Source organism: Gymnodinialimonas sp. JB5-7 (genome assembly GCF_055693405.1).
Genome location: NZ_JBVFUX010000012.1, coordinates 2,887,084 through 2,912,413 on the forward strand (window position 1 = coordinate 2,887,084; position 25,330 = coordinate 2,912,413).

Genomic DNA, 25,330 nt, shown 5'->3' on the forward strand with positions numbered 1-25,330 from the left:
TGCCAACATAGTAATCTTAATGTGTGGAAAAGGCACCAAAAAAGCGCGCAAATCTGGCGGAAATCCGCCGATCGCTCAGGCGTTCTTCTAGCAGAGCGAAAAATCAACCAGCCAATGGCCAGTAGAAGTCGGGCGGCAGGCCTGCCTCGGCACGTTTTTCTTCGTTGAACGGCGGCTTCAGAGCGCCGTGGAAATAGCGCCCGACAAGGCCGTGAAAGGCTTCTTTCGGATCAATGTCATGGCGTCCACACAGGAAGTGGAACCATTTCGACCCATAGGCGACATGGTGGACCTCTTCCGCATAGATGACCTTCAAGGCGTCGACTGCCTGAACCGCCGCTGGATCATCTTTCGCCTTCTGGAAGGTCGCGATCATCGACGGCGTCACATCCAACCCGCGCGCCTCCAGAACCATGGGCACAACCGCCAAGCGCCCCATGAGATCGTCCGCCGTATCTTCCGCTGCGCGCCACATCCCTGCATGGGCGGGCATCGCGCCATATTGGCTGCCCATGGCGTTGAGGCAATCGGCCATCAAGTTGAAATGCTTAGATTCTTCGTCTGCGGCCTTCACCCAGTCGTCAAAGAAACCGATGGGCATCGGGGTCGCGCTGAAACGCGCGATGATGTCCCAGTGAAGGTCCACGGCATTCAACTCGATATGTGCCACCGCATGCAGGATCGCCATGCGCCCGGCGGCGGAGCCCGGTTTGCGGCGCGGGACATCGCGGGGGTCCAGTAGCTCAGGCGCATCAGGGCGCGCGGGCTGATCCGGTGGCGACGCTGTACCAATATCTGGCACCTCACCGGCCACCCGGGCAGCCTGCCACTGTGCCGCGTAGTCCCGAGACAACGCGGTCTTTTCCCGCGCGCCTGCGGTACGCAAGACATCGTCGGCCATTTGGGCAAGAGGTTTCATAGGCTTCGTCTCTGCTTTGTTGCCGCGTCGGTCAAGGAGGCAGGCGGGACTTCTAGACGCCCCGCCATCGATCAAAGCGCTCTTGCAGCTTCCAACACAGCCTCGGCATGTCCTGGCACCTTCACCTTGCGCCAGACCTGCACAACACTGCCTGTCCCATCGATCAGGAACGTCGCTCGCTCGATCCCCATGGATTTCTTGCCGTACATGTTTTTCTCAACCCAAACGCTGTATTGCTCACACACATCGCTTTCCGCGTCTGAGGCCAGTGCGACACCCAATTCGTGCTTCGCGATGAATTTCTCATGCTTGGCGACGGTGTCTTTGGAAATTCCGATGACTTGCGTGTTTGCAGCATCGAACTCTGCCCCAAGTCCGGTAAAGGCGATTGCTTCTTTTGTGCAGCCCGGTGTGTCATCGCGTGGGTAGAAATAGAGGACCACATTCTTTGGGCGCAGGGACGACAGACTGATTGAGCCCCCGCCGTCGCGTGGAAGGTCGAAATCTGGGGCGGTGTCACCAACAACGGGCATGGGCGTATCCTTTTTTCTGCGCGGCACTGGTGCCGGTCGGAATTGCAAGCTAGGCGGTTTGCAGACAGATTAAAGGGTAACTCAACAACGGATGGTAGGGCCGCGCGCGCGGATGGAGCAGACCGAAGCCACCCAACCCAAGAACCTCAGGCCACGGCGGCGGTTATGGCTCCGCGCGCTGTTTGTGGCTTTGTTCGTGTTGCTGTTGCCGATCGGGGCACTCTGGCTTCGATTATTTGTGGCGCCGATGGCGCTGCCGGACAGCATTCAAAGCCGGATTGAAGCGCGCATCAACGATGCGATGACGATTGGCGATGTGAGCGTCGGTGATATGGTGCTTGCCCTGCCACAAGGGGCGCGCGCCAGCATTCGAGTTTCGGGACGTTGCCGTCACCACGCCGGAAGGGGAGTTGCGCGCAGCCTTTCCCGGTTTGCGCGTCCGTGTCGCGCCCGGCCCGCTGCTGGCTGGCCAGATGCGTGTGCGCCGGATCGTCGTCACAGATGCAGGGCTCAACCTGCGTCGCAGCGCGGACGGGCAGCTCGATCTGGATTTTGGCGGCGCGGCAGACACTGAGGCGGCTGGTGCCGGGTCTGGTGACAGTGAGCATTGTCGACACATTGTCGCGCCTTGATCAAATGTTCTCAGCGCCCGTTTTTTCCCAACTGCAGGAAGTGCGCGGCGAGGGGATGGAGGTCAGTCTGACCGATGATCTGGTCGGTCGTGACCTGAGGCTGCACGAAGCCGTTATGCGATTGGAGCGGCAACGAGGGAGCCTTGCCCTTTCGGTCGGGGGTCGGTTGGCCGGTAGCCGCGATGCAGTCATTGATATTGCGCTGATCCGCAACGCGCGTGCAGGCGAAACCGAAGTTTCGATGGAATTTGAAAATCTTGCAGCCCGCGACCTCGCGGCCAGCAGTCCTGCGCTTGGCTGGCTTGATCTGATGCGGGCCCCCATCGAAGGGGCGCTTTCTGCAACGATGGCCGATGATGGGACGCTCGGCGCGGTCGACGGCCAGCTGCAGATCGCAGCGGGCGTGTTGAGCTTGCCGGGGCAGGAAGAGCCGACGCCATTCGACGCGATGACAGCGCGGATCACCTATGACCCTGCGGCGCGCCGGGCCATCCTTCAGGATGTTATGCTGGCCTCCCAACAGCTGTCCTTCACCGGCAGTGGCCATGCGGATGTCGCACCGGATGGTTCGCACTACACGGGGCAGTTCACGCTCAGCAACATTGCCGCCGATCCGGACGGGCTGTTTGACGCTCCGCTCGATATCGACGGCGCCGCCATAGATCTCCGACTGTCGCTTGGCGAAACGGTCGTGGCCGAGATTGGCCGGGCCGTTGTCTATGATGGCGATCTACGCGCGATGGTTGATGGCACCCTAACCGCGGCGCCCGAAGGGCTGAGCCTTGCACTCAACGCGCAGCTCGCCGAAGCCGATCTTGAGACGATCCTTGCCTATTGGCCGCGTCAGGCCATCCCCAACACCCGTTGGTGGGTCACGGAGCGGATGATCGCAGGCCGCACTGAAGGGGTGGATTTCGCCTTTCGTCGCACGCCAGAGACCGCCGATCGGCTTGAATTGTCCTTCGATTTTCTTGCGGCCGATATTCGCGCCTTGCCCGCCGGTCCGCCCATTCGGGATGCATCTGGTTTCCTGAGTTTGCAGGATACGCGCCTTGTCGTGGGCCTCGATGCGGGCACTGTCTTTGCGGAAGAGCAGGCGGGCGGCGCGGGACTAGCCGGCTCACACATGGTGATCGAGGATGTTTCGGTCCCAGGCCCCCTTGCCGCGTTCGATCTTTCTATCGCGGGCGATTTGACGGATGTGATGCACGTTCTCGCCGGGCCGCCGTTCGCCGTGCTCGAAACCAGTGGGTACGCCGCGGAAGAGATTGGAACTGGGCAAATCAGTGCCCGCGTTCAACTGGCCACGCATCTTGTGGAGCGTGATGCCGATGCTGGCCTGGACGGGCTTGATATCGATGTCGATGGGGTTGTGACCGGCTTCCGCGCGACTGAGCTGGTCCCCGACCGCACGCTTGTTTCGGATCGCATGACCATACGGATGAATCCCGAAGAGCTTGCGATTGGGGGTCGTGCCGCCCTCGATGGAGTGCCGGTCAGTGGGCAATGGTCCGTCCGGTTGGCGGCAGACGCTGATCCCGGCAGTCTGGTCCAGGCGCGCGCAACGTTGAACAGGCAGTCGCTTGCGGCCTTTGGCGTGGCGCTTCCCGATTGGCTGATGTCAGGGCAGGGGGCGGCTGACCTAACGGTCTTCTTGCGGGCCAACGGGGCCGCAACGATGCAAGTCCGCTCCGATCTGGACGGCATTGGTTTGGCGATCCCACCTCTCGCGTGGCGATTGTCAGAAGGACAGACCGGCACCTTCAGCGCCGACATTCGCTTGGGCGGCAATCCGGAGGTGCGCCAGATCGCGCTGCAAGGTGCGGGTCTTACCATGGATGGCGCGATCAGTTTCACCGATGATGGCTTCCTCAACCGCTTGTCCGCCGGGCAGTTTCGGCTCGGCAGCTGGCTGGATGTACGCGGCGGTCTGATCGGGCGTGGTGCGCAGGCGCCTGCGATTGAGATTTCGGGCGGCACGCTGGATTTTCGCACGATGCCGTCACTAGCCAGCACTGGCGGTTCTTCGAGCGGAGATATCGGTCCCCTCGATATCTCGCTCGACCGGATGCAGATCACGGCTGGCATTGCGTTAACCGGGCTGCGCGCGGACCTGAACGGCGCCACAATGAGTGGCGATTTCAGGGGCGTGTGAACGACGCTGTAGCAGTGAACGGTCAACTTGTGCCAAGTCCGAACGGGCCGTCTGTCCGGATGCAATCCGCGGATGGCGGGGCCGTTTTGCGGGCGGCCAATATCATCACAAACATTCACGGCGGCCCGTTCGACCTGATCCTTGCGGCGCGTCCAGAGCAAGGGCAATACGACGGGCAACTCACCATCGACAGCCCGCGCTTGCGTGACGCGCCTGTCATGGCGGAGATCCTAAACCTTATCTCTGTCGTCGGTTTGCTTGAGCAACTTGGTGGCGAGGGCATCAACATGGGCGAGGTCAATGCCCGCTTCCGTGTGACCCCAGACCAAATTACCGTAACCGAAGGCGCCGCCGTCGGCCCCGCCATGGGGATTTCGATGGACGGCGTCTACGACGTTGCATCCGAACGGTACGAGATGCAGGGCGTCGTATCACCTTTCTACATCGTGAATGGTCTGTTTGGCGCGCTCTTCGCGCCACGACGTGAGGGGCTTTTCGGGTTCAACTACCGCGTCATCGGGAATGCCGACGATACGCGCGTTTCTGTCAATCCGCTCTCGATCCTGACGCCTGGTATCTTCCGAGAGATTTTCCGCGCCCCGCCTCCTGACTTCAGTGAGTAAGCCTGCATGAAACTGGACGATTTCGATTTCGATCTACCCGAACGGCTGATCGCCACGCGCCCCGCCCAACCCAGGTCGTCGGCGAAACTGCTGTTGGCAGAGGGCGCGACGATTGCGGACAAGGTTGTGACCGACCTTCCAGACATTCTGCGACCTGGCGACAGACTGATCCTGAATGACACCCGCGTCATCCCTGCGCGCCTGACGGGGAACGCCCACGAATGACGGCCGCGGATGAGGTGCGCGCCAAGATCGAAGTCACGTTGCTGGAACCGCAAGCCGATGGCAGCTGGAGCGCCCTTGGCAAGCCCATGCGCAAACTCAAAATCGGCGAGAAAATCATATTCAGCAATGAATTGGAGGCGATTGTTCATGCGATGGATGAAGGTCTTCACCTTCGCTTCAATCTGAAGGGCGAAGATTTTGACGCGGCGTTGAACGCCGCCGGCGCCATGCCTTTGCCGCCATATATTGCCGGCAAACGGGCCCCGGATGAACGGGACAAGGATGACTATCAGACAATCTGGGCCAAGCGCGCTGGCGCAGTCGCAGCGCCAACGGCAAGCTTGCATTTTGATGAGGCCTTGATGGATGCCGTCCGTGCGCGCGGCGTTGATGTGACGTTTGTCACATTGCACGTCGGCGCGGGAACCTTCCTGCCGGTCAAGGTCGACGATGTCACCACCCACAAGATGCATGCCGAATGGGGCGAGGTACGCGAAAAGGCAGCGGCTGAGATGAATGCTACCCGCGCGGCCGGTGGGCGGATCATTCCGGTCGGCACGACGGCCTTGCGGCTTATCGAAAGTGCCGCGCTGGATGACGGGACAATGCAGGCATTCGAAGGCACGACCGAGATTTTCATCTACCCCGGCTACCAGTGGAAGATAACCGACGCGCTGATGACGAACTTCCACCTGCCCAAATCGACCCTGCTGATGCTGGTCGCAGCCTTAATGGGGCAAGACACGATCCGGTCCGTTTACGACCACGCTGTCGCAAACGATTATCGCTTTTTCTCCTACGGCGACGCTTCCTTGCTAATCCCGTCGCGAATCTGACAGACGCGCGGTCTCGGCCCGTGGCACACGGGGCGCTTCACTTGGCCAACACGGGAGGCCCAGATGTTCACAGTTATCCGCACGGCCTGGGCACTCCTTCTTGGGATGTTTCTTTTGCAGATCGGCAATGGTCTGCAAGGCACCTTGATGGGTGTGCGCGGCGCGATCGAGGGGTTTTCGACTTTTGAGCTGTCGCTGATCGGCTCCGCGTATTTCGTGGGGTTCTTGGGCGGTTCACGCATGGCGCCCAAGTTCATTTCATCGGTTGGCCACGTACGGGTCTTTGCCGCGCTGGGGTCTTTTATCTCCGCGATTGTGATCACCTATCCCATCGTGACCGAGGCCTGGGCTTGGATGCTTTTGCGCGTTGGGTTGGGGTTCTGTCTGTCCGGCGTTTACGTCACAGCGGAAAGCTGGCTGAACAACTCGGCCACAAACGAGACCCGCGGACAATCACTGTCTGCTTATATGCTGATGCAAATGATGGGCCTGGTGGCGGGACAGGGTATATTGGCGGCGGGCGATCCGTCTGGCTGGATCCTGTTCATCATCCCTTCGATCCTCGTGTCACTCAGTTTCGCACCCATTTTGCTGTCTGCTGTGCCGACCCCGGCCATTGAGGCCACGCGCCCCATGTCGCTGAGGCAGGTCTACGATGCCTCGCCATTCGCAGTTGTCGGTATGTTGTTCATGGGTGGGGTTTTCGCCGGGCAATTCGCAATGGCCCCGGTCTATGCAACCGAAGTGGGGCTGAGCCTCGGGCAGTTGTCGGTGTTTATCTCGTCGTTTTTTGTTGGCGCAATCGTGCTTCAATATCCAATTGGGTGGATGTCAGACCGGATGGACCGACGCTCATTGATCATTGGGGCCGCGGCCATCGGGGCCGGGGTGGCCTTGGCCGGTGTCTTTCTGGCCGACAGCTATCTTGCGCTTCTTGTCATAGCCGCACTTTCGGGCGGCTTGGCACAACCTCTTTACGCATTGCTGCTGGCATATCTGAACGACTACCTCGCCGTGGAAGATATGCCGGCAGCCTCCGGTGGCATGCTTTTTGTCAATGGCATTGGGGCTATCTCTGGACCGCCCATCATGGGCCTTTTGATGGGTCAGATCGGCCCGGGCGGATTTTGGCTTTTCCTTGCCTTCGTGCTTGGTGGTGTGGCTGTCTACGGCGTCTACCGTATGACGCAGCGCCAGTCGGCCTATGTCGAAGAAGACAATTACGATAGTGTTCCCTACGCCAATATTATGCCCGGCGCTGCGTCTGCAGTGGCAGTTGAAACGGCGCAGGAGCTCTACATCGAAGCCGCAGAAGAAATGGCTGAAGGTGGCGGAGACGAAACCGAAGAGGAGACACATCTGTGACCAGCGCGAGCGACGTTGTTGCCTTTTGGCAGGGCGCTGGCCCGGAAAAGTGGTATGCGAAAGACGAGGCGTTCGATCAAAGCATCCGGGATCAGTTCGGCGGAGCCTGGCAGGCAGCTCAGGGCGGTGGTCTGCGAGACTGGGCCGTTGATGCCGAGGGCGCCCTTGGCCTAGTGATCCTTCTCGATCAGTTTCCGCGCAACATGTTTCGCGATGATCCGCGCGCATATGAAACAGATGCCGCTGCGCTGGACGTGTCCGGCCAGATGATCGCAAACGGCTGGGATCGCCAGATCGCAGAGCCGATGCGCCAATTCGTCTACATGCCCTTCATGCATTCCGAGGAGATGGCCCATCAGGACATCTGTATCGACCTCATGGAAAACCGGATGGAAGAAGGAAACAATGCCCTCCACGCTCGGGTTCACCGCGAGATTATTGCGCGCTTTGGCCGGTTCCCTTATCGCAACGGTCCGTTGGATCGGGATATGACGCCGGAAGAACAAGCCTTCATTGATGATGGCGGCTATGGCGCAATCCTGCGCGAGATTGAAGGCGCAGAGAAATAGGCATGTTCCGCACGGCTTTGCCGACTAAGCGGTCCCAAAGCCGAACAAGCCTTGCACTGGGCGCAACCCGGCCTGCGACCTAGCGTCAATTGTCGTGCCATCTGAGATAGTTTAACGTTGAACAAACGCTTCAAAATGGATTTGCCGGAAGGAACGACCCAATGGCTGCACAGAATTTCGACGTTATTGTGATCGGCGCAGGACCCGGCGGCTATGTGGCCGCGATCCGTGCCAGTCAGTTGGGGCTCAAGACGGCCATTGTTGAGCGGGAGCATATGGGCGGCATCTGCCTGAACTGGGGCTGCATCCCGACCAAAGCCATGCTGCGGTCGTCGGAAGTGTTTCACCTGATGCACCGGGCCAAGGAATTCGGCCTGAAAGCGGATGGCATTGGCTACGATCTGAATGCCGTGGTCGATCGCTCGCGCAAGGTGGCCAAGCAGTTGTCGGGCGGCGTCGCGCACCTGATGAAGAAGAACAAAGTCACGACCATCATGGGCGAGGCGACAATCCCCGCCAAAGGCAAGGTCTCGGTCAAGACCGACAAGGGCACCGAGGAGCTGACCGCCAAGAACATCATCTTGGCCACCGGCGCGCGGGCGCGCGAATTGCCGGGGCTGGAGGCTGATGGCAAGCGTGTGTGGACCTACAAGGCCGCGCTGACGCCGCCGCATATGCCGAAGAAGCTGCTGGTGATTGGATCAGGTGCCATCGGCATCGAGTTTGCCAGCTTCTACAACACGCTAGGGGCGGACACGACTGTGGTGGAAGTCATGGACCGGGTGTTGCCGGTTGAGGATGAAGAAATCTCCGCCTTCGCCAAGAAGTCGTTTGAGAAGCAGGGGATGAAGATCCTGCAAAAGGCGATGGTCAAAAAGCTCGATCGCGCGGCGGACAAGGTGACAGCCCATATCGAGATTGGCGGGAAGGTTGAAACGCAGGAGTTCGACACCGTGATCTCGGCTGTTGGGATCGTTGGCAACGTGGAGAACCTTGGTCTTGAGGCGTTGGGGGTGAAGATCGACAGGACGCACGTCGTCACGGATCAATTCTGCCGCACGGGTGTTGAGGGGCTTTATGCCATCGGTGATATCGCGGGCGCGCCTTGGTTGGCGCACAAGGCCAGCCATGAGGGTGTGATGGTGGCGGAGTTGATTTCCGGCAAGAACAATGTCCATCCGATCAAGCCGGAGAGCATTGCGGGCTGTACGTATTGTCATCCTCAGGTGGCCTCGGTTGGACTTAGCGAAGCGAAAGCCAAGGAGAAAGGCTACAAGGTCAAGGTCGGGCGCTTCCCGTTCATCGGAAACGGCAAGGCCATCGCTTTGGGTGAGCCGGAGGGGATGATCAAGACGGTCTTCGACGAGAAAACCGGCGAGCTATTGGGCGCGCATATGATCGGTGCCGAGGTGACGGAACTGATCCAGGGCTATGTCGTCGGCCAGAAGCTGGAGACCACGGAAGAGGACCTGATGGAGACGGTCTTCCCGCACCCGACGCTGAGCGAAATGATGCATGAAAGCGTACTCGACGCCTATGACCGGGTGATCCATATCTGAACCAAATCCCCCCTTATCACGCGTGATAAGGGGGGTCATGTGTTTGGAAAATAACGAAAAACGGGTTATAGTATAAGAATGAAAAAGGGCGCTGCGGGAATGCAGCGCCCGTTTCTCGTTTTGCGCAGATCGCCCTTACTGCACCGTGAGCGGCACCGAGGCGATGGGCGTGTTGTCCTGGCTGAGGAAGTACTGGATCACGTAGCTGCCCGGTGTCTCGGGCAGGGTAAGGGACATCGGGTTCCCGGCCTCGACATATTCATAGACCTGCCACTGCCCGCCATCCGTGGCCCCGGTAGGGCCGATGCCGATGAAATCGCGGGCATATCCCGGGCCGGTCCACGCAACTTCGATGGTCGACCCAGCCGCAGCCGATGCCGGGGCCGTAAGCGTGGCGGTGGCCGCGCTGACCTGGATGGTGGCCACAGCGACCTCGACATTATCCTGGCCAAGGAAGTACGTGACCTCATAGGTGCCGGGGCGCGGTGGGACTTGAAGGCGCAGCGGGTTGCCGCTTTCGGTCCGTTCGTAATTCTCCCACTGGCGACCGTCGGTGGCACCAGCAGCACCGATGCCGATGAAGTCCCGCTCATAATCCGGACCCGTCCAACCGATCTCGATGGTTTCGCCTGCCACCGCAGTTGCAGGCACGGTCAGGCTGGCCTCGACCGGCGTCACCGTGACCGCGGCGGAGGCAATGCTGACATTGTCTTGGCCGAGGAAGTACTGGACCACGTAGCTGCCGGGTGTGGGCGGCACTTGCAAACGCAGTGGGTTGCCTTCGGTCGTACGTTCGTAGTTTTCCCACTGACCACCACCGGTCGCGCCGGGGAGTCCGATGCCGATGAAATCGCGGTCATAATCTGGCCCGGTCCAACCAATCTCAATCGTTTGCCCTGCCACTGCCGTTGCCGGCACGGTCAAGCTGGCCTGGACCGGCGTGACGGTTAGCGATGCAGAGGTCAGGACGGAATTGTCCTGTCCCAGGAAATACTGAACCAGATAGGTGCCCGGTTCAGTCGGAACCAAAAGACGGACGGGATTGCCCTCGCTGGTGCGTTCGTAATTCTCCCACTGGTCGCCACCGGTCGCCCCTTCGCGGCCAATGCCGATAAAATCGCGATCAGCATCTGGGCCAACCCAGCCGACTTCAATCGTGGTACCCGCAGTTGCAGTTGCAGGAAGGGTCAGACCAGCTTCGCTTTCGGCGACGACAAGCTCGGACACGGCCAGCGGCGTGCGGTCCTGCCCCTCGATATACTCGATCAGGTAGGTGCCAGGTTCGGTCGGAACCTGAAGGCGAGACGGGTTGCCCCGGTTGGTGCGGACGCTTTCCTCAAAGCGATGATAGCCCTCACTGTAGGGACGACGGATGGCAATGAAGTCATTGTCATAGTCCGGGCCGGTCCAACCAATCTCGATGGTGTCGCCCACATTCGCGTTCGCGGGTGCGGTGATCGTGGCCGAGACGGCATTGATGACGATTTGCGAAACGGCCAAGGCCGTGCGGTCCTGCCCTTCGATATATTCGATCACATAGGTGCCCGGTTCGGATGGCATGAGCAGCCGTGCCGGGTTGCCGCGGTCGACTGCGATGGTGTTGACGAAGCGGTGGTAGCCCTCGCTATCCGGCGCACGAACGGAGATGAAGTCACCGTCATATTCCGGGCCAGTGAAGCCGATCTCGAGCCTTTGCCCGGCGGCGGCCGAGGCGGGTGCCGTGATTGTGGCCGAAACGGCGGCGATCACGATTTCTGAGGCGGCCAGCGCGGTTCGATCCTGCCCTTCGATATATTCGATCAGGTAGGTGCCAGGCTCAGACGGCATGTCGAGGCGGGCCGGGTTGCCCCGGTCGACGGCCACGGTGTTGACGAAGCGATGATATCCTTCGCTGTCTGGCGCGCGGACAGAGATGAAGTCACCATCATATTCGGGTCCGGTGAAGCCGATTTCGAGCGTTTGCCCGGCGGCGGCTGAGGCAGGTGCCGTGATCGTGGCCGAAACGGCTGAGATCACGATTTCCGATGCGGCCAGCGCTGTGCGATCCTGCCCCTCGATATACTCGATCAGGTACGTGCCCGGTTCCGTCGGCATGTCCAGCCGAGCGGGGTTTCCGCGATCGACCGCGACCGTGTTGACGAAGCGATGATATCCTTCGCTGTCGGGCGCGCGGACAGCGATGAAATCGCCGCGATATTCCGGCCCTGTAAAGCCGATCTCAATGGTTTCGCCAGCCGAGGCCGAGGGCTGTGCGGTGATTGTTGCGGCGACAGGCGTGACCTCGATATTCGCAGTCAGCCAGAGGGATGCGATCTTCGTTCAGAATGTATTCGATCACATAGGTACCGGGGGTGACGGGCATCAGCAGGTCCACCGGGTTGCCCGTATCCACGCGGGTGGAATTGGCGAACCGGTGATAGCCTTCGGCATCAGGCGCGCGAATGCCGATGAAGTCATATTGTTGTTCCGGCCCGGACCAGCCGACCTCGATCCGTGATCCAGCGGGCGCGGATTGCGGTGCGGTGACGGTGGCCTGCACCTCTGCCACGAGAATCGGGCGGGTGGCCATGACGCGCTCATCAACGCGCAGGACGTAGTGCAGTTCATATTCGCCCGGTTCGGTGGGCGCCGTCAGCTCGCGCGGGCTTTCGGCGTTAACCCCGAGTGAGCCGCCGCTGGAACGGAGCGCGCGTTCGCCAACGGGAACGATGGCGATGCGGTCCTGCTGGTAGCCCGGTCCTGTCCATGCCACGTCGAAGGGTTCGCCGATGCCGACTTCAGCGGGCGCATCAAGGGTGGTTGGCACATCGGTGATCTCGATCGAGACCGAGCCGATGGGATCCCCGTTACCGCCATTCGGGCGGTAGGTGATGTCGTAGGTGCCGGGCTCTGCGGGCATGCGGAGGGTTTCGAGGGGGCCGGAGATCAGTTCAGTACTGATCAGGAGGTCCGTGTCGGGGTGGCGAATGATCAGGTAATCGCCCTGATCAAACGGGCCTTGAATGCCAACTTCGATATCAGCGGCTACGGCTGCTGTGGCCGGAGCTGTCAGGGTGGCCGTGACGGCGGGTTCGTCGAAGACGACAACAATGTCGCGGGGCTGGTCAACGACGACGAAATCAGCCGTGGCCTCGATTTCCTGCACGGTCCAGTAGCCGGTGACGCGGTATGCGCCGCGGCCAAGCTGGACGGTGGAAGGGTTCGTCGTGGCGATGGTGGGGGCAGGGTCAAGCGGAGTGATCTCCCAGACCACTGGATCAGTGACGGGCAGGCCTCCGACATCGCCGATGCGTGCGATCAGGTTCACGTCGACCATCAAGGCGGGCAGGGGCACGATCACTTGTTGCGGCGTATTGGGCTCGACTGTGAAGCGCGCCTCGTGCGTGGTGCCCTGGCTGACGCGTTCAACGGTCAGCAAGTAGTCACCAGGCAGGAGGGCGACGTTGCCCGCTGGCGCCTGCACGGGGCCAAGCAGAATGGTGCCGGTGGCATCTTGCAGGGTCCAGTTGAGGGGGAGGCCGGCACGGACATGTCGGGCTCAACCCGGGCAGTGAAGGTGATGGAGCTGGTCTCGATAATCGGAGGCATGGCGACGATGATCAGGTCGGTCTGACCTTCGATCACGTCAAAGCCTGCCTGGTAGGTTTGCGGGCCATCGGGCTCTGTCCGGGTGGCTTGGGCGATGTAGCGGCCCGGGAAAAGTTCGACATCAAGGGCAGGGGCCTGAACGCCAGTGCTGAGCACATCGCCGTCTGCACCCAGCAGGGTCCAGGTGACGGGGCGGGTGGGGAGGTTGCCTTGCGGCAGGACCTGCGCCTCGATCCGCATGGGCGTGGGTTGGGCGGCGACGACGACCTGCTCCAACGCGGCAGAAAGTTCAGCTGCGTTGTCGGCGGTCAGGAATTGGCCGCCGGTATTGTCGGCGATGCATTGCATCTGCGCGCGGGCCTCAGGCTCGGACGCAACATCGAAGCCGATGACATGGGCGGTGAACGCAACGCCTGCGGCCTCAAGCTCGGACGCAATGGCGCAGGGGTCGGGGTTACAGTTCTCGATCCCGTCCGAGACCAGGATCACGGTCGCGGCCTCTTCGGTGTGGCGCAGGGATTGCGCGGCTGCGATGACCGCGTCGGTCATGGGCGTGCGGCCACGGGGGTTGATGGAATTCACAGCCTCCAGAATGCGATCCTGGGTGAAGGGCGCTGGTTCGACGATGGTCTCGATATCGCCGCAAGACCCACGTTCCCGATGGCCATAAACCGTTAGACCGAGCGAGACGTCATCTGCCATATCCGCCAACAAATCCGCGATCACGTTGCGCGCGATGACGATCTTGTTCACGCCGTCAATTTGCCCCCACATGGAGCCGGAGCCGTCGAGCACGAGGATCGTGTTTGGGCGATCGATCGATTGGGCCAAAGCAGCCAGGGGCAGCATTACAATCGTCAAAAGGGCGAGGACAAAGGCGCGCATCATCAAATTTCCATCTCAGACAATAGGGGCAGAAGATCGGGCAGAATCCGACCGTTAACCCTCACGCTAACGTGTTCCGGGCGATCCGCAAAGACTGGTTTTCCCGACTTTTTCCGCGTCATTGACGCCCCCTTTGAAACAGATCATGCCTTTTACCTATGCCAACCGTAAGCACCCCTTGGCCGCTCATAGCGGCGCTTTACGTGGCCGGCCTTCTGGCGGGGGCGCAATTTTCGAAAGTATCGCTGACGCTTGAAGGACTTGCAGGCGTTTATCCCGGTTGGCCCGTGGCCTTTGCCGTATCAGGCGTCGCGGTGGTGGGTATTCTGTTCGGTGTCATGGCAGGCGGGATCACGGCCAGTGTCGGGCCACGACGCGCGATCCTTTGGGCGTTGGCGGCCTCGGCCATCGTGGGCGGGCTTGGCGCGATCCTTCCGCCCTTTCCCATTTTCATGATCCTGCGTGTTATGGAGGGCGCAGGCCATCTGATCCTTGTTGTTGCAGTCCCAACCCTGATGGCGGCCCTGTCGGCCGACAGGGACCGGGCCATGGTGATGGGGCTATGGGCAACGTTCTTCGGCGTCGGATTTGCCTTGGCTGCGCTTCTGATCGGAGAGAGCGTTCACCTCGCCTATGCAACCCACGCAGCTATGGCGGCGATCCTTTTTGCGACACTTTGGGTGATGCTGCCCAAGGGCGTCGTCGCGGTGCGTCGCGCGATGCCGCGCCTTTCGGACCATCTGTTGATTTACACCAACCCGCGGTTGTTCGCGCCGGGACTGGGCCATGGTATTTACGCCGGTCTGTTCCTGGCGCTGATCACCTTCTTGCCAGAAATTCTTGGCGCGCTTTGGCTTGCGCCGATCCTGCCACTCGCGGGTATCGCGGGCTCTTTTGCGGCGGGACTGCTTGCTCGATGGATTTCACCCGGAACGCTGGTCTGGACCATGTTTCTGGCCATGGCAGCCTTGTTTGCCCTCACGATGGTGGCAGGAGATGCTGCACCTTATGTACTGATCGTGGCCATGGCCGTCAGTGGCGTCGTTGCGGGCGCGGGATTTGCAGCCGTGCCATGGTTGAACGCGGCCGACGATGATCGCGCCCTTGCCAACGGCGCGCTTGCCCAACTGGGGAACATCGGCACCTTCAGCGGGACCCCGATTTTTGCGGCGCTCGCCGTCGGCGCTTATTTCCCGGTGGCGATTTCTGTCTGCCTATTGGCAGCGCTTGTCACCGGACTTGCCTATACACGTGCACGTTCTTGAAACGTTCTTCTTTTTTGGTTGGAGACTCGGGACCTCTCCCCTATGTCTTAAGCGTTGGTGAATGGGGGCCCTGATGCCAGAGCTGAAGCAGATCGAAGTCCGCGGCGCGCGCGAGCACAACCTGAAGAACATCGACCTTGATATCCCGCGCGACCAGCTGGTGGTGGTGACGGGGCTTTCAGGGTCGGGCAAATCCTCGCTCGCGTTTGATACGATCTACGCCGAAGGTCAGCGGCGCTACGTTGAATCGCTCAGCGCTTATGCCCGACAATTCCTTGATATGATGGAGAAACCTGATGTCGATCATATTGCGGGTCTAAGCCCCGCGATTTCGATAGAGCAGAAAACGACGTCAAAGAACCCACGGTCCACCGTGGGCACTGTGACCGAAATTTACGACTATATGCGTCTTCTTTTTGCGCGCGTCGGCACACCGTACAGCCCCACCACTGGCAAGCCGATTGAGGCGCAGCAGGTTCAAGACATGGTCGACCGGGTGATGGCGATGGAGGAGGGGACGCGCGCCTATCTGTTGGCCCCCATCGTACGAGACCGAAAGGGCGAGTATCGCAAAGAATTTCTGGAACTGCGCAAGCAAGGCTTTCAACGGGTCAAAGTTGATGGCGAGTTCCACGATCTGGATAGCCCACCGACTTTGGACAAGAAATTCCGCCATGACATCGACGTGGTCGTAGACCGGATTGTCGTGCGTGAAGGGACGGAGACGCGTTTGGCGGACTCGTTCCGCACCGCGCTGGATCTGGCGGACGGCATCGCCATACTGGAGACAGCGCCGAAGGAAGGTGATCCGGAGCGCTTCACCTTTTCCGAGAATTTCGCCTGTCCGGAGAGCGGTTTCACGATCCCGGAGATCGAACCGCGCTTGTTTTCGTTCAACGCGCCGTTTGGGGCCTGCCCGGCCTGCGATGGCCTGGGGCATGAGCTGTATTTCGATCCGGGTCTGATGGTGCCGGATGTAACGTTGTCGCTGGAAGACGGAGCGATTGCGCCGTGGCGGAAGGGGAAATCGCCGTACTTCGTGCAGACGATTGAGGCGATAGCGAAGCACTACGGATTTGACGCCAAGACGCCTTGGAAGAAGTTGCCCGAGGCGATTCAGAACGTGTTCCTGCGCGGGTCGGGCGAGGAAGAGATCAAGTTTCGCTACGACGAAGGCGGGCGCGTTTACCAGGTTGAGCGTACGTTTGAGGGCGTGATCCCGAATATGGAACGCCGGTACCGTGAGACGGATAGCGCGTGGATCCGGGAGGAATTCGAGCGGTTCCAGAACAATCGCCCCTGTGGCGTTTGTGACGGTTATCGCCTGCGGCAGGAAGCGTTGGCGGTGAAGATTGGCAAGCCGGACGCGCTGCGCCATGTCGGGCAGGTGGTGCAGATGTCGATTGCCGAGGCGCTTGCCTGGTGTGAGACGGTGCCCGACGCCTTGACGGTCCAGAAAAATGAGATCGCGCGGGCGATCTTGAAGGAGATCCGGGAGCGCTTGGGGTTCCTGAATAACGTGGGGCTTCAATATCTTACGCTGAGCCGGAATGCCGGGACATTGTCAGGCGGCGAGTCACAGCGGATCAGATTGGCCAGTCGCAGATTGGCTCTGGACTGACAGGTGTGCTCTATGTCCTCGACGAGCCGTCGATTGGCTTGCACCAACGCGACAATGACCGCTTGCTGACGACGCTCAAGAACCTGCGCGACCAGGGCAATACGGTGATCGTCGTCGAGCATGACGAAGAGGCGATCCGCGAGGCGGATTACGTGTTCGATATCGGCCCCGGTGCAGGTGTGCATGGCGGTGAGATTGTCGCGCAGGGAACTGTGGAGGAATTGATTGCCACGCAAGGCTCCGTCACCGGTGACTACCTGGCCGGGCGGCGCGAGATTGCGGTGCCGAGCGAACGGCGCAAGGGCAACAAGAAGAAGGTCAGCGTGGTCAAAGCGACCGGCAACAACTTGCAGAACGTCACGGCGGACTTCCCGTTGGGCAAGTTTGTCTGCGTGACGGGGGTATCCGGTGGCGGCAAGTCGACGTTAACGATCGAGACTCTGTTCAAGACGGCGTCCATGAAGCTAAACGGGGCGCGGCAGACGCCCGCTCCGTGTGAGACGATCAAGGGGTCTGGAACACCTCGATAAGGTGATCGACATCGACCAGCGCCCCATTGGGCGGACGCCGCGGTCGAACCCGGCGACATACACGGGGGCCTTCACGCCCATTCGCGATTGGTTTGCGGGTCTGCCCGAGGCGAAGGCGCGGGGCTACAAGCCGGGGCGGTTCTCGTTCAACGTGAAAGGCGGGCGGTGCGAGGCCTGTCAGGGCGATGGTGTCATCAAGATAGAAATGCACTTCCTGCCGGACGTCTATGTGCAATGCGAGACCTGCAAGGGGGCGCGCTATAATCGTGAGACTTTGGAAATTCAGTTCAAAGGCAAAAGCATAGCCGACGTTCTCGATATGACGGTTGAAGATGCGCAGACCTTCTTCAAGGCCGTGCCGAGCATCCGTGAGAAGATGGATGCGCTGATGCGGGTGGGTCTGGGCTACATCAAAGTGGGCCAACAGGCGACGACCTTGTCAGGTGGTGAGGCGCAGCGAGTAAAGCTGTCGAAAGAGCTGGCGAAACGATCGACCGGGCGCACGCTCTATATCCTTGATGAGCCGACAACGGGGCTGCATTTTGAGGATGTGCGCAAGCTGTTGGAGGTGCTCCACGAGCTGGTGGATCAGGGCAACACGGTGGTGGTGATTGAACACAACCTCGATGTGGTTAAGACCGCTGATCATATCATCGACATTGGCCCCGAGGGCGGTGATGGCGGCGGTATGATCGTGGCCGAAGGGACGCCGGAACAGGTGGCCGAGGTCGCGGAAAGCCATACGGGACACTACCTTGCCCCGATGCTCAAGCCGCGCAAACACGCTGCTGAATAGACATGCTGCGCGCATTGGGTCAGGCCTGCCTGTCGCCGCTCCGACATCCGGGTGCAGCTTTTCTGGCGAGTGTTTTACTGATCGGATTGCCCTTGGCGTTGGTGATCGGCGTGGGCCTGATCGGCCACCTGACCCTTGCCGCTACAACCTTCTTTGATCCCGAAACGCGGGGTGACCCACTCCTGATCCAGCACATTGTTTGGTTTTTCGGACATCCTGAGACGATGCGGCTGGTTCTGGCGGTTAAGGTGCTGGTTCTGGGTCCGCTTACCTATGCCATCTGGTGGCGCGCTTTGTCCGGCATCGGCCAGAAGCTCACGCTGGCCGCTATCGGGCGGGTCGCTGGGTGGCTTTGGCTGGCCCTGTCGGTCTTGTTGTTTAACGCGGCCTATTTTGCTCTGGTGCCGGTCGCTGATCCCATGGCCGACGCTTTTGTTCGAGCGGCCGTTGTTGCTGGTGTTTTGGTCCTTCTGGCGCGCTTTCAACCTCGAATGTCTCAAGCCATGGCCGAACCGGGAGCGGTGCTGCCCGGGTGGCGCAAGGCGTTGGCGATGGCGGTTCTGATCCTGTTCGTGGGCTTGATCGCCCAAATTTTGGGGCTGTTGGCCTGGGTGGGCGTGACGGCCTTGGGAAGTGCCGCGTTCGGCACGCCGGAACCCGGTGTGCCAAGGTGGGTCTTGGCGATTTTGCTGCTGGATTGGCAGACGGTCTTCATGCTGCTGGCTTTTGCCTATACCGCGCTGGTGGCCACGGCGTTTCTGCGCGCGCAGAGCGTTCAGGCGACCCCATAGCACATCAGGCGCCAGTGATGGCGGAGCGCGGGGTAGAAGATCAGCACGAAGCCGAAAGTGAAAAACGCGGCAAACATCAGAGGGACCCAGAGGATCGACAAGACGACGCCGACCGCGCCGGACACCTTGTTCGCTGTGATAGCGCGCATGAAACGGTGCAGCCAGGAATTCAGCAACTGACCGCCATCCAGCGGCAAGACAGGGATCAGGTTGAACAGCGCTAGGAACAGGTTGAGGTTAGCAAACATCTCCAACCCGACTTCCATACGGGACGGCGGGGTAGGTGGCTGAATTGAAAAGCCGCTGACGTCGATGGGTGCAGGCGCCGACGGCTCGAACAACGGGGCGGCCAATGTCGCGACGGCCCAGAGGACGAGGTTCACCATTGGCCCGGCGATGGCAATGAATTCCTGTTGGCGGGGTGTGACGGAGCCTGTGAACTCACAAAAGCCGCCACCACCGAACAGCACAACGCGCGTTACCGGCACGCCCTGCACAACGCAGGCCGCAGCATGCCCAAGCTCGTGCAGCAGGATCGCCACGACAATCATGGAAAACGCGAGCGCGCCGGCCGAGAGGCTGCGATCCATGTAGAGGAGCCCGAACAGCACGGCGAGGATGATGATGCTGACGTCGAATTGGATTGGGATGCGCCAGGGGCCGGGGAGTGTGAAAAGTGGTGTGTCGCCCAAGCCCTTGACCTTTCCGATCTAAATCGGGCGCAGGCCCTCTTCGGCGAAGATGCCATTGGCGTAGGGGCGCGGCAAGTCGAGGGCCGGGACCAGCGCGTGCAGTTCAGCGACTTCGCTATCATCGACATGGCCGTCGGCCTTGGCCACCGCGATGGCGGAGCGCATCACAAGCTCTTTGCCGGTGTCATTGAGGCCCGGTGCCACGGCGCGCAAGTAGTCGGCGATGGAGGAGGTGTCGGCGCGCGCCGCCTCAAGCTCGGCCGCAATGTCACCTTCGCTGATCTCGCGCTTGGCGATGTTGGAGAAAGCCTGGGTGATCTGCGTGATCTCGGCCTCGTCAATATCGCCATCGGCGAGCGCCATTTTGAACATCACGCGTTTGGCGGCGACAGAGAAGGCGGCTTCAAATTCGGCGCGCGCACGCTCTGGGTCCATTTGCAGGACCCGTTCGTTGTAGGTCGCCTTGCAGGTGTTGCATTCGACATATTCACCAAGCTTGCCCATCGGGAAGATCGGAATGAAGAAGAAGGTGAACCAGCGTTTGACCTCTTGCAGGGTGTAGTTGTGGCGTGTGCTGCAATCAGGGCAGTAAAACTCCCCTTCGCCAGCGGCAGATGTGCGGCCTTTGGTGCCCCAGATGAGGATCATGCGTCGTCTCCTGTAACGTGTGTCCGGTCGTGCCGGTACCGTTGCAGGCGCAAGGGACTTTGGGAAGGCGGGTTATCCTGCCGTCACCGGCAAGGCCTGGAGCCCGTGAAAATGGTAGATGTCGGCGTAATGTGACGGGGCTGCGGCGCGAAGCTGTGGGCAGCGGGAAAACAGCGTCGGCAGTGCGATGCCGAGTTCGAGGCGGGCAAGGGGCGCGCCGACGCAGAAATGCAGGCCCGCGCCGAAGGCGAGGTTCGCAGGACCCTGCCGCGCCGGGTCAAAGGATGTGGGGTCAGGGTAGACGCTGGGATCGTGGTTGGCTGCGGCCAGCAAAAGACCCACTTGATCCCCGCGCTGGAAGGTATGGCCCTCATAGGTCACATCTTCATAGGCAAAGCGGGTGAACATGTGGAGCGGCGGGTCGATGCGCAGCATTTCCTCGACGAACGGAGCAGGCTCGGCAGAGGGAAGATGGCCGTCGCGAAGGCAGAGGCGGATCGCGTTGCCGAGGGAATGAACCGTCGCCTCGTGTCCGGCATTCAGAAGCAGGATGCAGGTTGAGATCAACTCGTCGGTGGACAGTTTTTCGCCATTTTCTTCGGCGGTGATGAGGGCAGAGATCAGATCATCGGCAGGGCTTTGGCGTTTCCGGTCGATGTAGTCCCGGAGGAAAGTCACGAACTCTTCCGTTGCTTGCACGGCGGCGTCTTCATCGGCGTGGGTGCGCCCGGCCTGATACATCATGACCATGGCGTTCGACCATTTGAGAAGCTCATCTGCCATGCCCTCTGGCACGCCCAGAAGGCGGGCGATGATGATGACTGGGATCGGGCGGCAGAACGTTTCCAGCAGGTCGTGTTCGCCGGAGGGGAAACGATCAATCAGGTCGTGCGTAAGTTGGGTGATCTCCGGCGCGAGGGCCTTGATGCGGCGGGAGGTGAAGGCGTGCAGGACGAGGCGGCGCAGGCGGGTGTGGCGGGGCGGTTCAAGCTCCAGCATGGAATGGGCTTCGACGGCGTAGAAGGGTTTGAGGTGGTCGGGGATGGGGAGCTGTTCGACGGGTTCCCGGCCAAAGCGGCGATCGCGGAGGATGGCGTTGGTGAGGTCGTGTCTTGTGGTGCAGATCAGGTCGTAGTCAGCCCAATGGAAGAGCGGCCCGGCAGTGCGGGCGCGGGCGTAGAACGGGTAGGGGTTCTGGACGAACCTGGGTTCTGTCGGCGGCTGGTGAAGGGTCTGCAGTGGCAAGGTCAGATGCCTCCGGCGGGCATTTTCATGGAACCAAGATGGGCGGGGCGCACCCAGAACTGGTCACGCGCGCCTGGAGCGGGCCGGGCGCGCGCGTTAACCTTAATGGGCGGTGAATAGGGCGGAGGTCAATCCGCCCCGCGCACCGGGATGGAGGCATCTGGCGCGGGCGGTGCGATGCGTTGGACCAGGAAGATCACCGCCGCGGTGCCCACACCGATGAGGTCGGTGATGATGCCACCCTCGATCATAAGGAGCGCCGCAATTATCAACGCTGCGCGCAAGAACCAGGCGGGTCGTGTGCCCAGGAACCACCCCTGGATGCCGGATGACAGCAAGAAGATCCCGAAGATCGCCGTGACGCCCGCGCGGACGAGGTTGTACCAGGCAGGGGCCTCATGGACCATTTCGCCGGCCACTTCGACGATTGGGCCCTGCATCAACAGCGCGCCGTTGTAGAAGAACATGAAGGGCACGATGAAGGCGGCGATGCCGATCTTGAAAGAGGCGACCGAGGTCTCCATCGGGTTGGCGCCTGATATGCCCGCTGCTGCATAGGAGGCCAGCGCCACGGGGGGCGTGATGGCCGAGACAACCGCGAAGTAGAAGACGAAGAAGTGGGCAGTGAGCGTCGGGATGCCCAGTTGCACGAGGCCGGGCGCCACGACTGAGGCGGCCACCGCGTAGGCGGCGGTTGTTGGCATACCCATCCCAAGCAGGATCGCGATGCACATGGCGAAGAATAGGGCCAGAAGCTGGCTGACGCCTGCGAGGTCCAAAAGCACCGCGGAGAAGCGTGCGCCGACGCCTGTCAAGCTGATGACGCCCACGATGATACCCGCGCACGCGCAGACCGAGATGATCTGGATCGACATGGTACCCGCGAGCTCGAATGCCTTGATGATGGATTTTACGCCCATGCGGTAAGGAGTGAACCAGGATACCACGGCAGCGGCGGCGGTGGCCAAGGTGCCCGCTCGGATCACAGAATAACCCATGAAGAGGGCAGCGATCAGGATGATGATCGGCAGGAACAGGAAAACCCGGCGGGCCATCTCGTTGAGCTTGGGCAATTCATCTTCACGCATGCCGCGCATGCCGAGTTTGGCGGCTTCGAAGTCGACCATGAAGTAGATCGACGCGAAGTAGAGGATCGCGGGGATGATCGCGGCAATGGCGATGTCTTGGTACGGGATGCCGGTGATCTCGGCCATGATGAAGGCGCCCGCGCCCATGATCGGCGGCATGATTTGCCCGCCGGTGGAGGCGGCGGCCTCAATCGCGCCTGCGGTTTTCTTTTGGTAGCCAACTTTCTTCATCAGCGGGATCGTAAGCGAGCCTGTGGCCACCACGTTGCCTGCGGACGTGCCGTTGATCATGCCCATCAGACCGGAGGCGAAGATCGCCACCTTGGCCGGACCGCCGCGTGCTCGACCGGCAGCGGCGAAGGCGAAATTCACGAAGTAGTCGCCGACCTTTGAGGCCTGAAGAAAGGCTGCGAAGATGATGAACAGGATGATGTAGGTCGACGACACCGCCGTCGTTGGCCCAAGGATACCGGCGTCGGTATAGAGGAAGCCGAAGAAGCGTTGCCAGCTATACGCGCTCTCGATGGCGAGGATGCCGGGTAAGAGGTGTGCCGTGAAGGTGTAGACGAGGAAGATGCCGGTGATGATGACAAGGGCCAGACCGGCCACGCGGCGTGTAAGCTCCATGATCATGGCAGCGCCTGCGGTGGCGGCAAAGGCCACGCCGATGGGCACGTTCGGGGTGCCGACAGAATTGCGGGCCGCCGTGTCAAAGATCGGTATCAGGTAGAAAGCGATGACGGCGGCGCAGAGGCCGAGGACGAGGTCAGAGGTAGCGATCACGCCACGCTGGCGCCGTTCCACCCAACCCAGCACCAACGCACCGAAGGTCGACACCATCAGCGGCAGGCCGAAATGCCAAATCTCGCGCTGGTAGATGCCGAGATAGGCAGAATAGAGGTCATTGGCGAAGGCCTCGCTGGTCGGCGGGGCCGAGACCCAGACAATGCGGCCGCCAATCTCAACCGCCGCGTCCGATTGGATCAGGCCGATGAAACCCGTAACGGTGTAGGCCGCGTAAAGCGCGGGCAAGGCCAGCAGGGCTGCGACAAGGGACAAGGCGCGGGTGTCGCGTGCGGGCGCAGCAGGGCTTTGGGCGAAGGTGTGCGCAGAGAAAAGCGCAAAGCCGAGCGCAAGGGCGCCCGCGATATGGATGATGCGGAAATTCCACGTTTCAAGCGGGAATGTGGGCAGGAAGAAGAGGCGGTCAGACCAAGTGCGCTGAATGTCGCGCGCAGAGCGGCTTGCCTCGGACGCGGCATCATTCGCGGCCTCAAGGGCTGCGAGGTTGGCGGCGATTTCGTCAGCATTGTCCGCCGTGGCAGAAACCTCTTCCGCTAGCGCCAGAAGGCGACGGTTCGAGGTGCCCTCGAAACTCTCTCCCGCAGGGCCGAGGGAGGCGAGGACAGTCTGGAATGCCGTGCCAACTTCGCGCTCGGCCAAGGTGGTCTGGATGCTGGCGGGGGTCGCGATCATCCCACTGATCGACCAGCCGTTCAGGGCCGCCATGTGGAAAGCGGCGTAGAAGAAGGCAAGGCCTGCCATGGTGATGAGAAGCCAGCCAGAGAAAAGGCGGCGGTTGGATTCGATCGGTTCCTCATCCACGCCCTCGGCCAGAACGGGGCCATCAAGTTGGTCGTCAGCAGGCGTATTCGCGGTCTGGTCGGTCATGGAGGGAATCCGTCAGGAAAAAGGGGCGCGCAATTGAGCGCGGAAAGGGGCGGGCCAATCGCTGGCCCACCCGCATTATCAGAGGCTTAGCCGCCGTGGATCATGTCGGCGGGAATGTCCGCGCCAGCATTTTCGATGAACCATTGGGCCGCACCGGGGTGCCACATCAGAACGCCGTTCTTGTCCCAGTTTTCGGGCAAGGTGGAGCGTGCTGCGCCGTGGATGTTCATCATCCGCTCATTGTCGGACATGATGATGTCGACGACCGAATAGACGAAGCTGTCGGGCAGTTCGCAATTGGCGATGGCGAAGTTCCACATGGAAACGGACTGCGCGTCCTCGGTCAGCGTCTCATACGTGCCGGCCGGGATGGTGAAGGGCGACACGGGGAAGCTCTCCATGATCAGAGCCTGCTCTTCTTCGGTGAAGGCGATGAAGTTGATGTCGGTCTGCACTTCCAGCTGGCTGACGGCTGGTGTTGGAACACCAGCGGCGAACGCGATCACGTCCAGCAGGCCATCCTGCACCTGACCACCAAGGTCGGTCCAGTTGCCGTTGCGACGGTCAAATTCGATGCCGAGTGTTTCCATCATGCGCGGGAAGTAGGTGTCCGAGGTGGACCCTGCAGGGCCGAAGCCGATGCGCGCGCCATCCGGAATGTCGGAGATCGCTTCGATGCCGGAGGATTCCAGAACCGTGATTGCAAACGGCGTCTGGTACATCGGGAACATCGCGCAGGCGCCGGTCATCTGGACGCCGGGGGCGACAGGGTTGGTGCCTTGCAGCGATTCCGCCGCCGGGCCCATTGTGGTCATGCCGAACTGTGCCTCGCCGGTGTGCACCAGCGCCATGTTCTGCATGGGGCCACCGGTGATCTCACCCGCGCCGGAAATGCCGAGCTCTTCCGCCACAAGGTTAGCCCAACCGGAACCATAGGCGAAGTAGGTGCCGCCCTGACCTGCGGTGCCAAGCGTGAAGCTTTCCGGCCAGCCGGTGCGGTCGATGTGGCCGTCAGCAAAAGCGGACGTGGACACAAGGGCAGTGGAGAGCGCAAGCGCGCCCAGTTTCGTGAAAGTCATGGATGTCTCCCTGGT

General features: G+C 61.0%; 18 protein-coding genes and 2 pseudogenes. 10 read left to right on the top strand and 10 right to left on the bottom strand.

The features are described 5' to 3' along the window. Nucleotides 1-103 precede the first annotated feature (103 nt). Together ACZ1HK_RS23555 and ACZ1HK_RS23560 are read right to left on the bottom strand one after the other, a co-directional pair. Nucleotides 104-919 carry a ferritin-like domain-containing protein gene (locus tag ACZ1HK_RS23555; protein WP_472630737.1) on the bottom strand — a complete coding sequence of 272 codons (816 nt, stop codon included), beginning with the start codon at nt 917-919 and terminating at the stop codon, nt 104-106. A gap of 71 nt (nt 920-990) precedes the next feature. Then, the gene (locus ACZ1HK_RS23560; RefSeq protein ID WP_472630738.1) at nt 991-1,452 is read right to left on the bottom strand and encodes a peroxiredoxin; all 462 of its coding nucleotides are present in this window, start codon (nt 1,450-1,452) and stop codon (nt 991-993) included. Between the two features lie 338 nt (nt 1,453-1,790). Here ACZ1HK_RS23560 and ACZ1HK_RS23565 point away from each other — a divergent pair, with 338 nt between their 5' ends. From ACZ1HK_RS23565 to lpdA, 7 genes and pseudogenes are all read left to right on the top strand, one after another. Continuing rightward, the gene (locus ACZ1HK_RS23565; RefSeq protein ID WP_472630739.1) at nt 1,791-2,084 is read left to right on the top strand and encodes a hypothetical protein; all 294 of its coding nucleotides are present in this window, start codon (nt 1,791-1,793) and stop codon (nt 2,082-2,084) included. Next, a complete protein-coding gene (locus ACZ1HK_RS23570) occupies nt 2,047-4,239 on the top strand; it encodes a YhdP family protein (protein ID WP_472630740.1) in 2,193 nt (730 codons plus the stop codon). Before ACZ1HK_RS23565 ends, ACZ1HK_RS23570 begins: the two co-directional genes overlap by 38 nt. Continuing rightward, entirely contained in the window at nt 4,236-4,862 is a 627-nt protein-coding gene (locus ACZ1HK_RS23575) for a hypothetical protein (protein ID WP_472630741.1), read from the top strand. Before ACZ1HK_RS23570 ends, ACZ1HK_RS23575 begins: the two co-directional genes overlap by 4 nt. Nucleotides 4,863-4,868: 6 nt before the next feature. Further along, nucleotides 4,869-5,923, top strand: a pseudogene (gene queA / locus ACZ1HK_RS23580) (tRNA preQ1(34) S-adenosylmethionine ribosyltransferase-isomerase QueA). A 63-nt stretch (nt 5,924-5,986) separates the two neighbouring features. After that, a complete protein-coding gene (locus tag ACZ1HK_RS23585) occupies nt 5,987-7,288 on the top strand; it encodes an MFS transporter (protein WP_472630742.1) in 1,302 nt (433 codons plus the stop codon). After that, nucleotides 7,285-7,857, top strand: coding sequence for a DUF924 family protein (locus tag ACZ1HK_RS23590; RefSeq protein ID WP_472630743.1), 573 nt, complete (start codon nt 7,285-7,287; stop codon nt 7,855-7,857). The genes ACZ1HK_RS23585 and ACZ1HK_RS23590 overlap by 4 nt, the downstream gene beginning before the upstream one ends. Before the next feature lie 161 nt (nt 7,858-8,018). Further along, nucleotides 8,019-9,416, top strand: coding sequence for a dihydrolipoyl dehydrogenase (gene lpdA, locus ACZ1HK_RS23595; RefSeq protein WP_472630744.1), 1,398 nt, complete (start codon nt 8,019-8,021; stop codon nt 9,414-9,416). A gap of 135 nt (nt 9,417-9,551) precedes the next feature. Here lpdA and ACZ1HK_RS23600 read toward each other — a convergent pair whose 3' ends face one another. The 3 genes from ACZ1HK_RS23600 to ACZ1HK_RS23610 all read right to left on the bottom strand — a co-directional run bounded on the left by ACZ1HK_RS23600 (nt 9,552) and on the right by ACZ1HK_RS23610 (nt 13,892). Next, nucleotides 9,552-11,510, bottom strand: a complete 1,959-nt coding sequence (locus ACZ1HK_RS23600; RefSeq protein WP_472630745.1) for a hypothetical protein — start codon at nt 11,508-11,510, stop codon at nt 9,552-9,554. A 124-nt stretch (nt 11,511-11,634) separates the two neighbouring features. After that, the gene (locus ACZ1HK_RS23605) at nt 11,635-12,834 is read right to left on the bottom strand and encodes a hypothetical protein (RefSeq protein ID WP_472630746.1); all 1,200 of its coding nucleotides are present in this window, start codon (nt 12,832-12,834) and stop codon (nt 11,635-11,637) included. Beyond that, nucleotides 12,828-13,892, bottom strand: a complete 1,065-nt coding sequence (locus ACZ1HK_RS23610; RefSeq protein WP_472630747.1) for a vWA domain-containing protein — start codon at nt 13,890-13,892, stop codon at nt 12,828-12,830. Before ACZ1HK_RS23610 ends, ACZ1HK_RS23605 begins: the two co-directional genes overlap by 7 nt. A 200-nt stretch (nt 13,893-14,092) precedes the next feature. On the opposite strand from ACZ1HK_RS23610, the gene ACZ1HK_RS23615 reads away from it, so the two are divergent. The 3 genes and pseudogenes from ACZ1HK_RS23615 (at nt 14,093) to ACZ1HK_RS23625 (ending at nt 18,892) form a co-directional block, all read left to right on the top strand. Beyond that, nucleotides 14,093-15,154 carry an MFS transporter gene (locus tag ACZ1HK_RS23615; RefSeq protein ID WP_472630748.1) on the top strand — a complete coding sequence of 354 codons (1,062 nt, stop codon included), beginning with the start codon at nt 14,093-14,095 and terminating at the stop codon, nt 15,152-15,154. 73 nt (nt 15,155-15,227) lie between these two features. Next, nucleotides 15,228-18,101, top strand: a pseudogene (uvrA, locus tag ACZ1HK_RS23620) (excinuclease ABC subunit UvrA). Between the two features lie 2 nt (nt 18,102-18,103). Continuing rightward, nucleotides 18,104-18,892, top strand: coding sequence for a hypothetical protein (locus tag ACZ1HK_RS23625; RefSeq protein WP_472630749.1), 789 nt, complete (start codon nt 18,104-18,106; stop codon nt 18,890-18,892). Here ACZ1HK_RS23625 and ACZ1HK_RS23630 read toward each other — a convergent pair. From ACZ1HK_RS23630 to ACZ1HK_RS23650, 5 genes are all read right to left on the bottom strand, one after another. Then, nucleotides 18,877-19,584: a M50 family metallopeptidase gene (locus ACZ1HK_RS23630; RefSeq protein WP_472630750.1), complete on the bottom strand. Its 708-nt coding sequence runs from the start codon at nt 19,582-19,584 to the stop codon at nt 18,877-18,879. The two genes, ACZ1HK_RS23625 and ACZ1HK_RS23630, sit on opposite strands and share 16 nt — an antisense overlap. Nucleotides 19,585-19,602: 18 nt before the next feature. Continuing rightward, entirely contained in the window at nt 19,603-20,232 is a 630-nt protein-coding gene (locus tag ACZ1HK_RS23635; protein ID WP_472630751.1) for a tellurite resistance TerB family protein, read from the bottom strand. Nucleotides 20,233-20,304: 72 nt separating this feature from the next. Next, on the bottom strand, nt 20,305-21,471 hold the full coding sequence (locus ACZ1HK_RS23640; protein WP_472630923.1) for a cytochrome P450: 1,167 nt from the start codon (nt 21,469-21,471) through the stop codon (nt 20,305-20,307). 134 nt (nt 21,472-21,605) lie between these two features. Continuing rightward, nucleotides 21,606-24,236: a TRAP transporter permease gene (locus tag ACZ1HK_RS23645; RefSeq protein ID WP_472630752.1), complete on the bottom strand. Its 2,631-nt coding sequence runs from the start codon at nt 24,234-24,236 to the stop codon at nt 21,606-21,608. Nucleotides 24,237-24,322: 86 nt separating this feature from the next. Then, complete coding sequence (locus tag ACZ1HK_RS23650) at nt 24,323-25,315, bottom strand: TAXI family TRAP transporter solute-binding subunit (protein ID WP_472630753.1); 993 nt, start codon at nt 25,313-25,315, stop codon at nt 24,323-24,325. Between the last annotated feature and the right edge of the window lie 15 nt (nt 25,316-25,330).

Coding starts and splice junctions, on each gene's coding strand:
- ACZ1HK_RS23610 (WP_472630747.1), bottom strand. CDS start 13,892: ATGATGCGCGCCTTTGTCCTCGCCCTTTTGACGATTGTAATGCTGCCC.
- ACZ1HK_RS23625 (WP_472630749.1), top strand. CDS start 18,104: ATGCTGCGCGCATTGGGTCAGGCCTGCCTGTCGCCGCTCCGACATCCG.
- ACZ1HK_RS23585 (WP_472630742.1), top strand. CDS start 5,987: ATGTTCACAGTTATCCGCACGGCCTGGGCACTCCTTCTTGGGATGTTT.
- ACZ1HK_RS23650 (WP_472630753.1), bottom strand. CDS start 25,315: ATGACTTTCACGAAACTGGGCGCGCTTGCGCTCTCCACTGCCCTTGTG.
- ACZ1HK_RS23560 (WP_472630738.1), bottom strand. CDS start 1,452: ATGCCCGTTGTTGGTGACACCGCCCCAGATTTCGACCTTCCACGCGAC.
- ACZ1HK_RS23645 (WP_472630752.1), bottom strand. CDS start 24,236: ATGACCGACCAGACCGCGAATACGCCTGCTGACGACCAACTTGATGGC.
- ACZ1HK_RS23555 (WP_472630737.1), bottom strand. CDS start 919: ATGAAACCTCTTGCCCAAATGGCCGACGATGTCTTGCGTACCGCAGGC.
- ACZ1HK_RS23600 (WP_472630745.1), bottom strand. CDS start 11,510: ATGCCGACGGAACCGGGCACGTACCTGATCGAGTATATCGAGGGGCAG.
- ACZ1HK_RS23635 (WP_472630751.1), bottom strand. CDS start 20,232: ATGATCCTCATCTGGGGCACCAAAGGCCGCACATCTGCCGCTGGCGAA.
- lpdA (WP_472630744.1), top strand. CDS start 8,019: ATGGCTGCACAGAATTTCGACGTTATTGTGATCGGCGCAGGACCCGGC.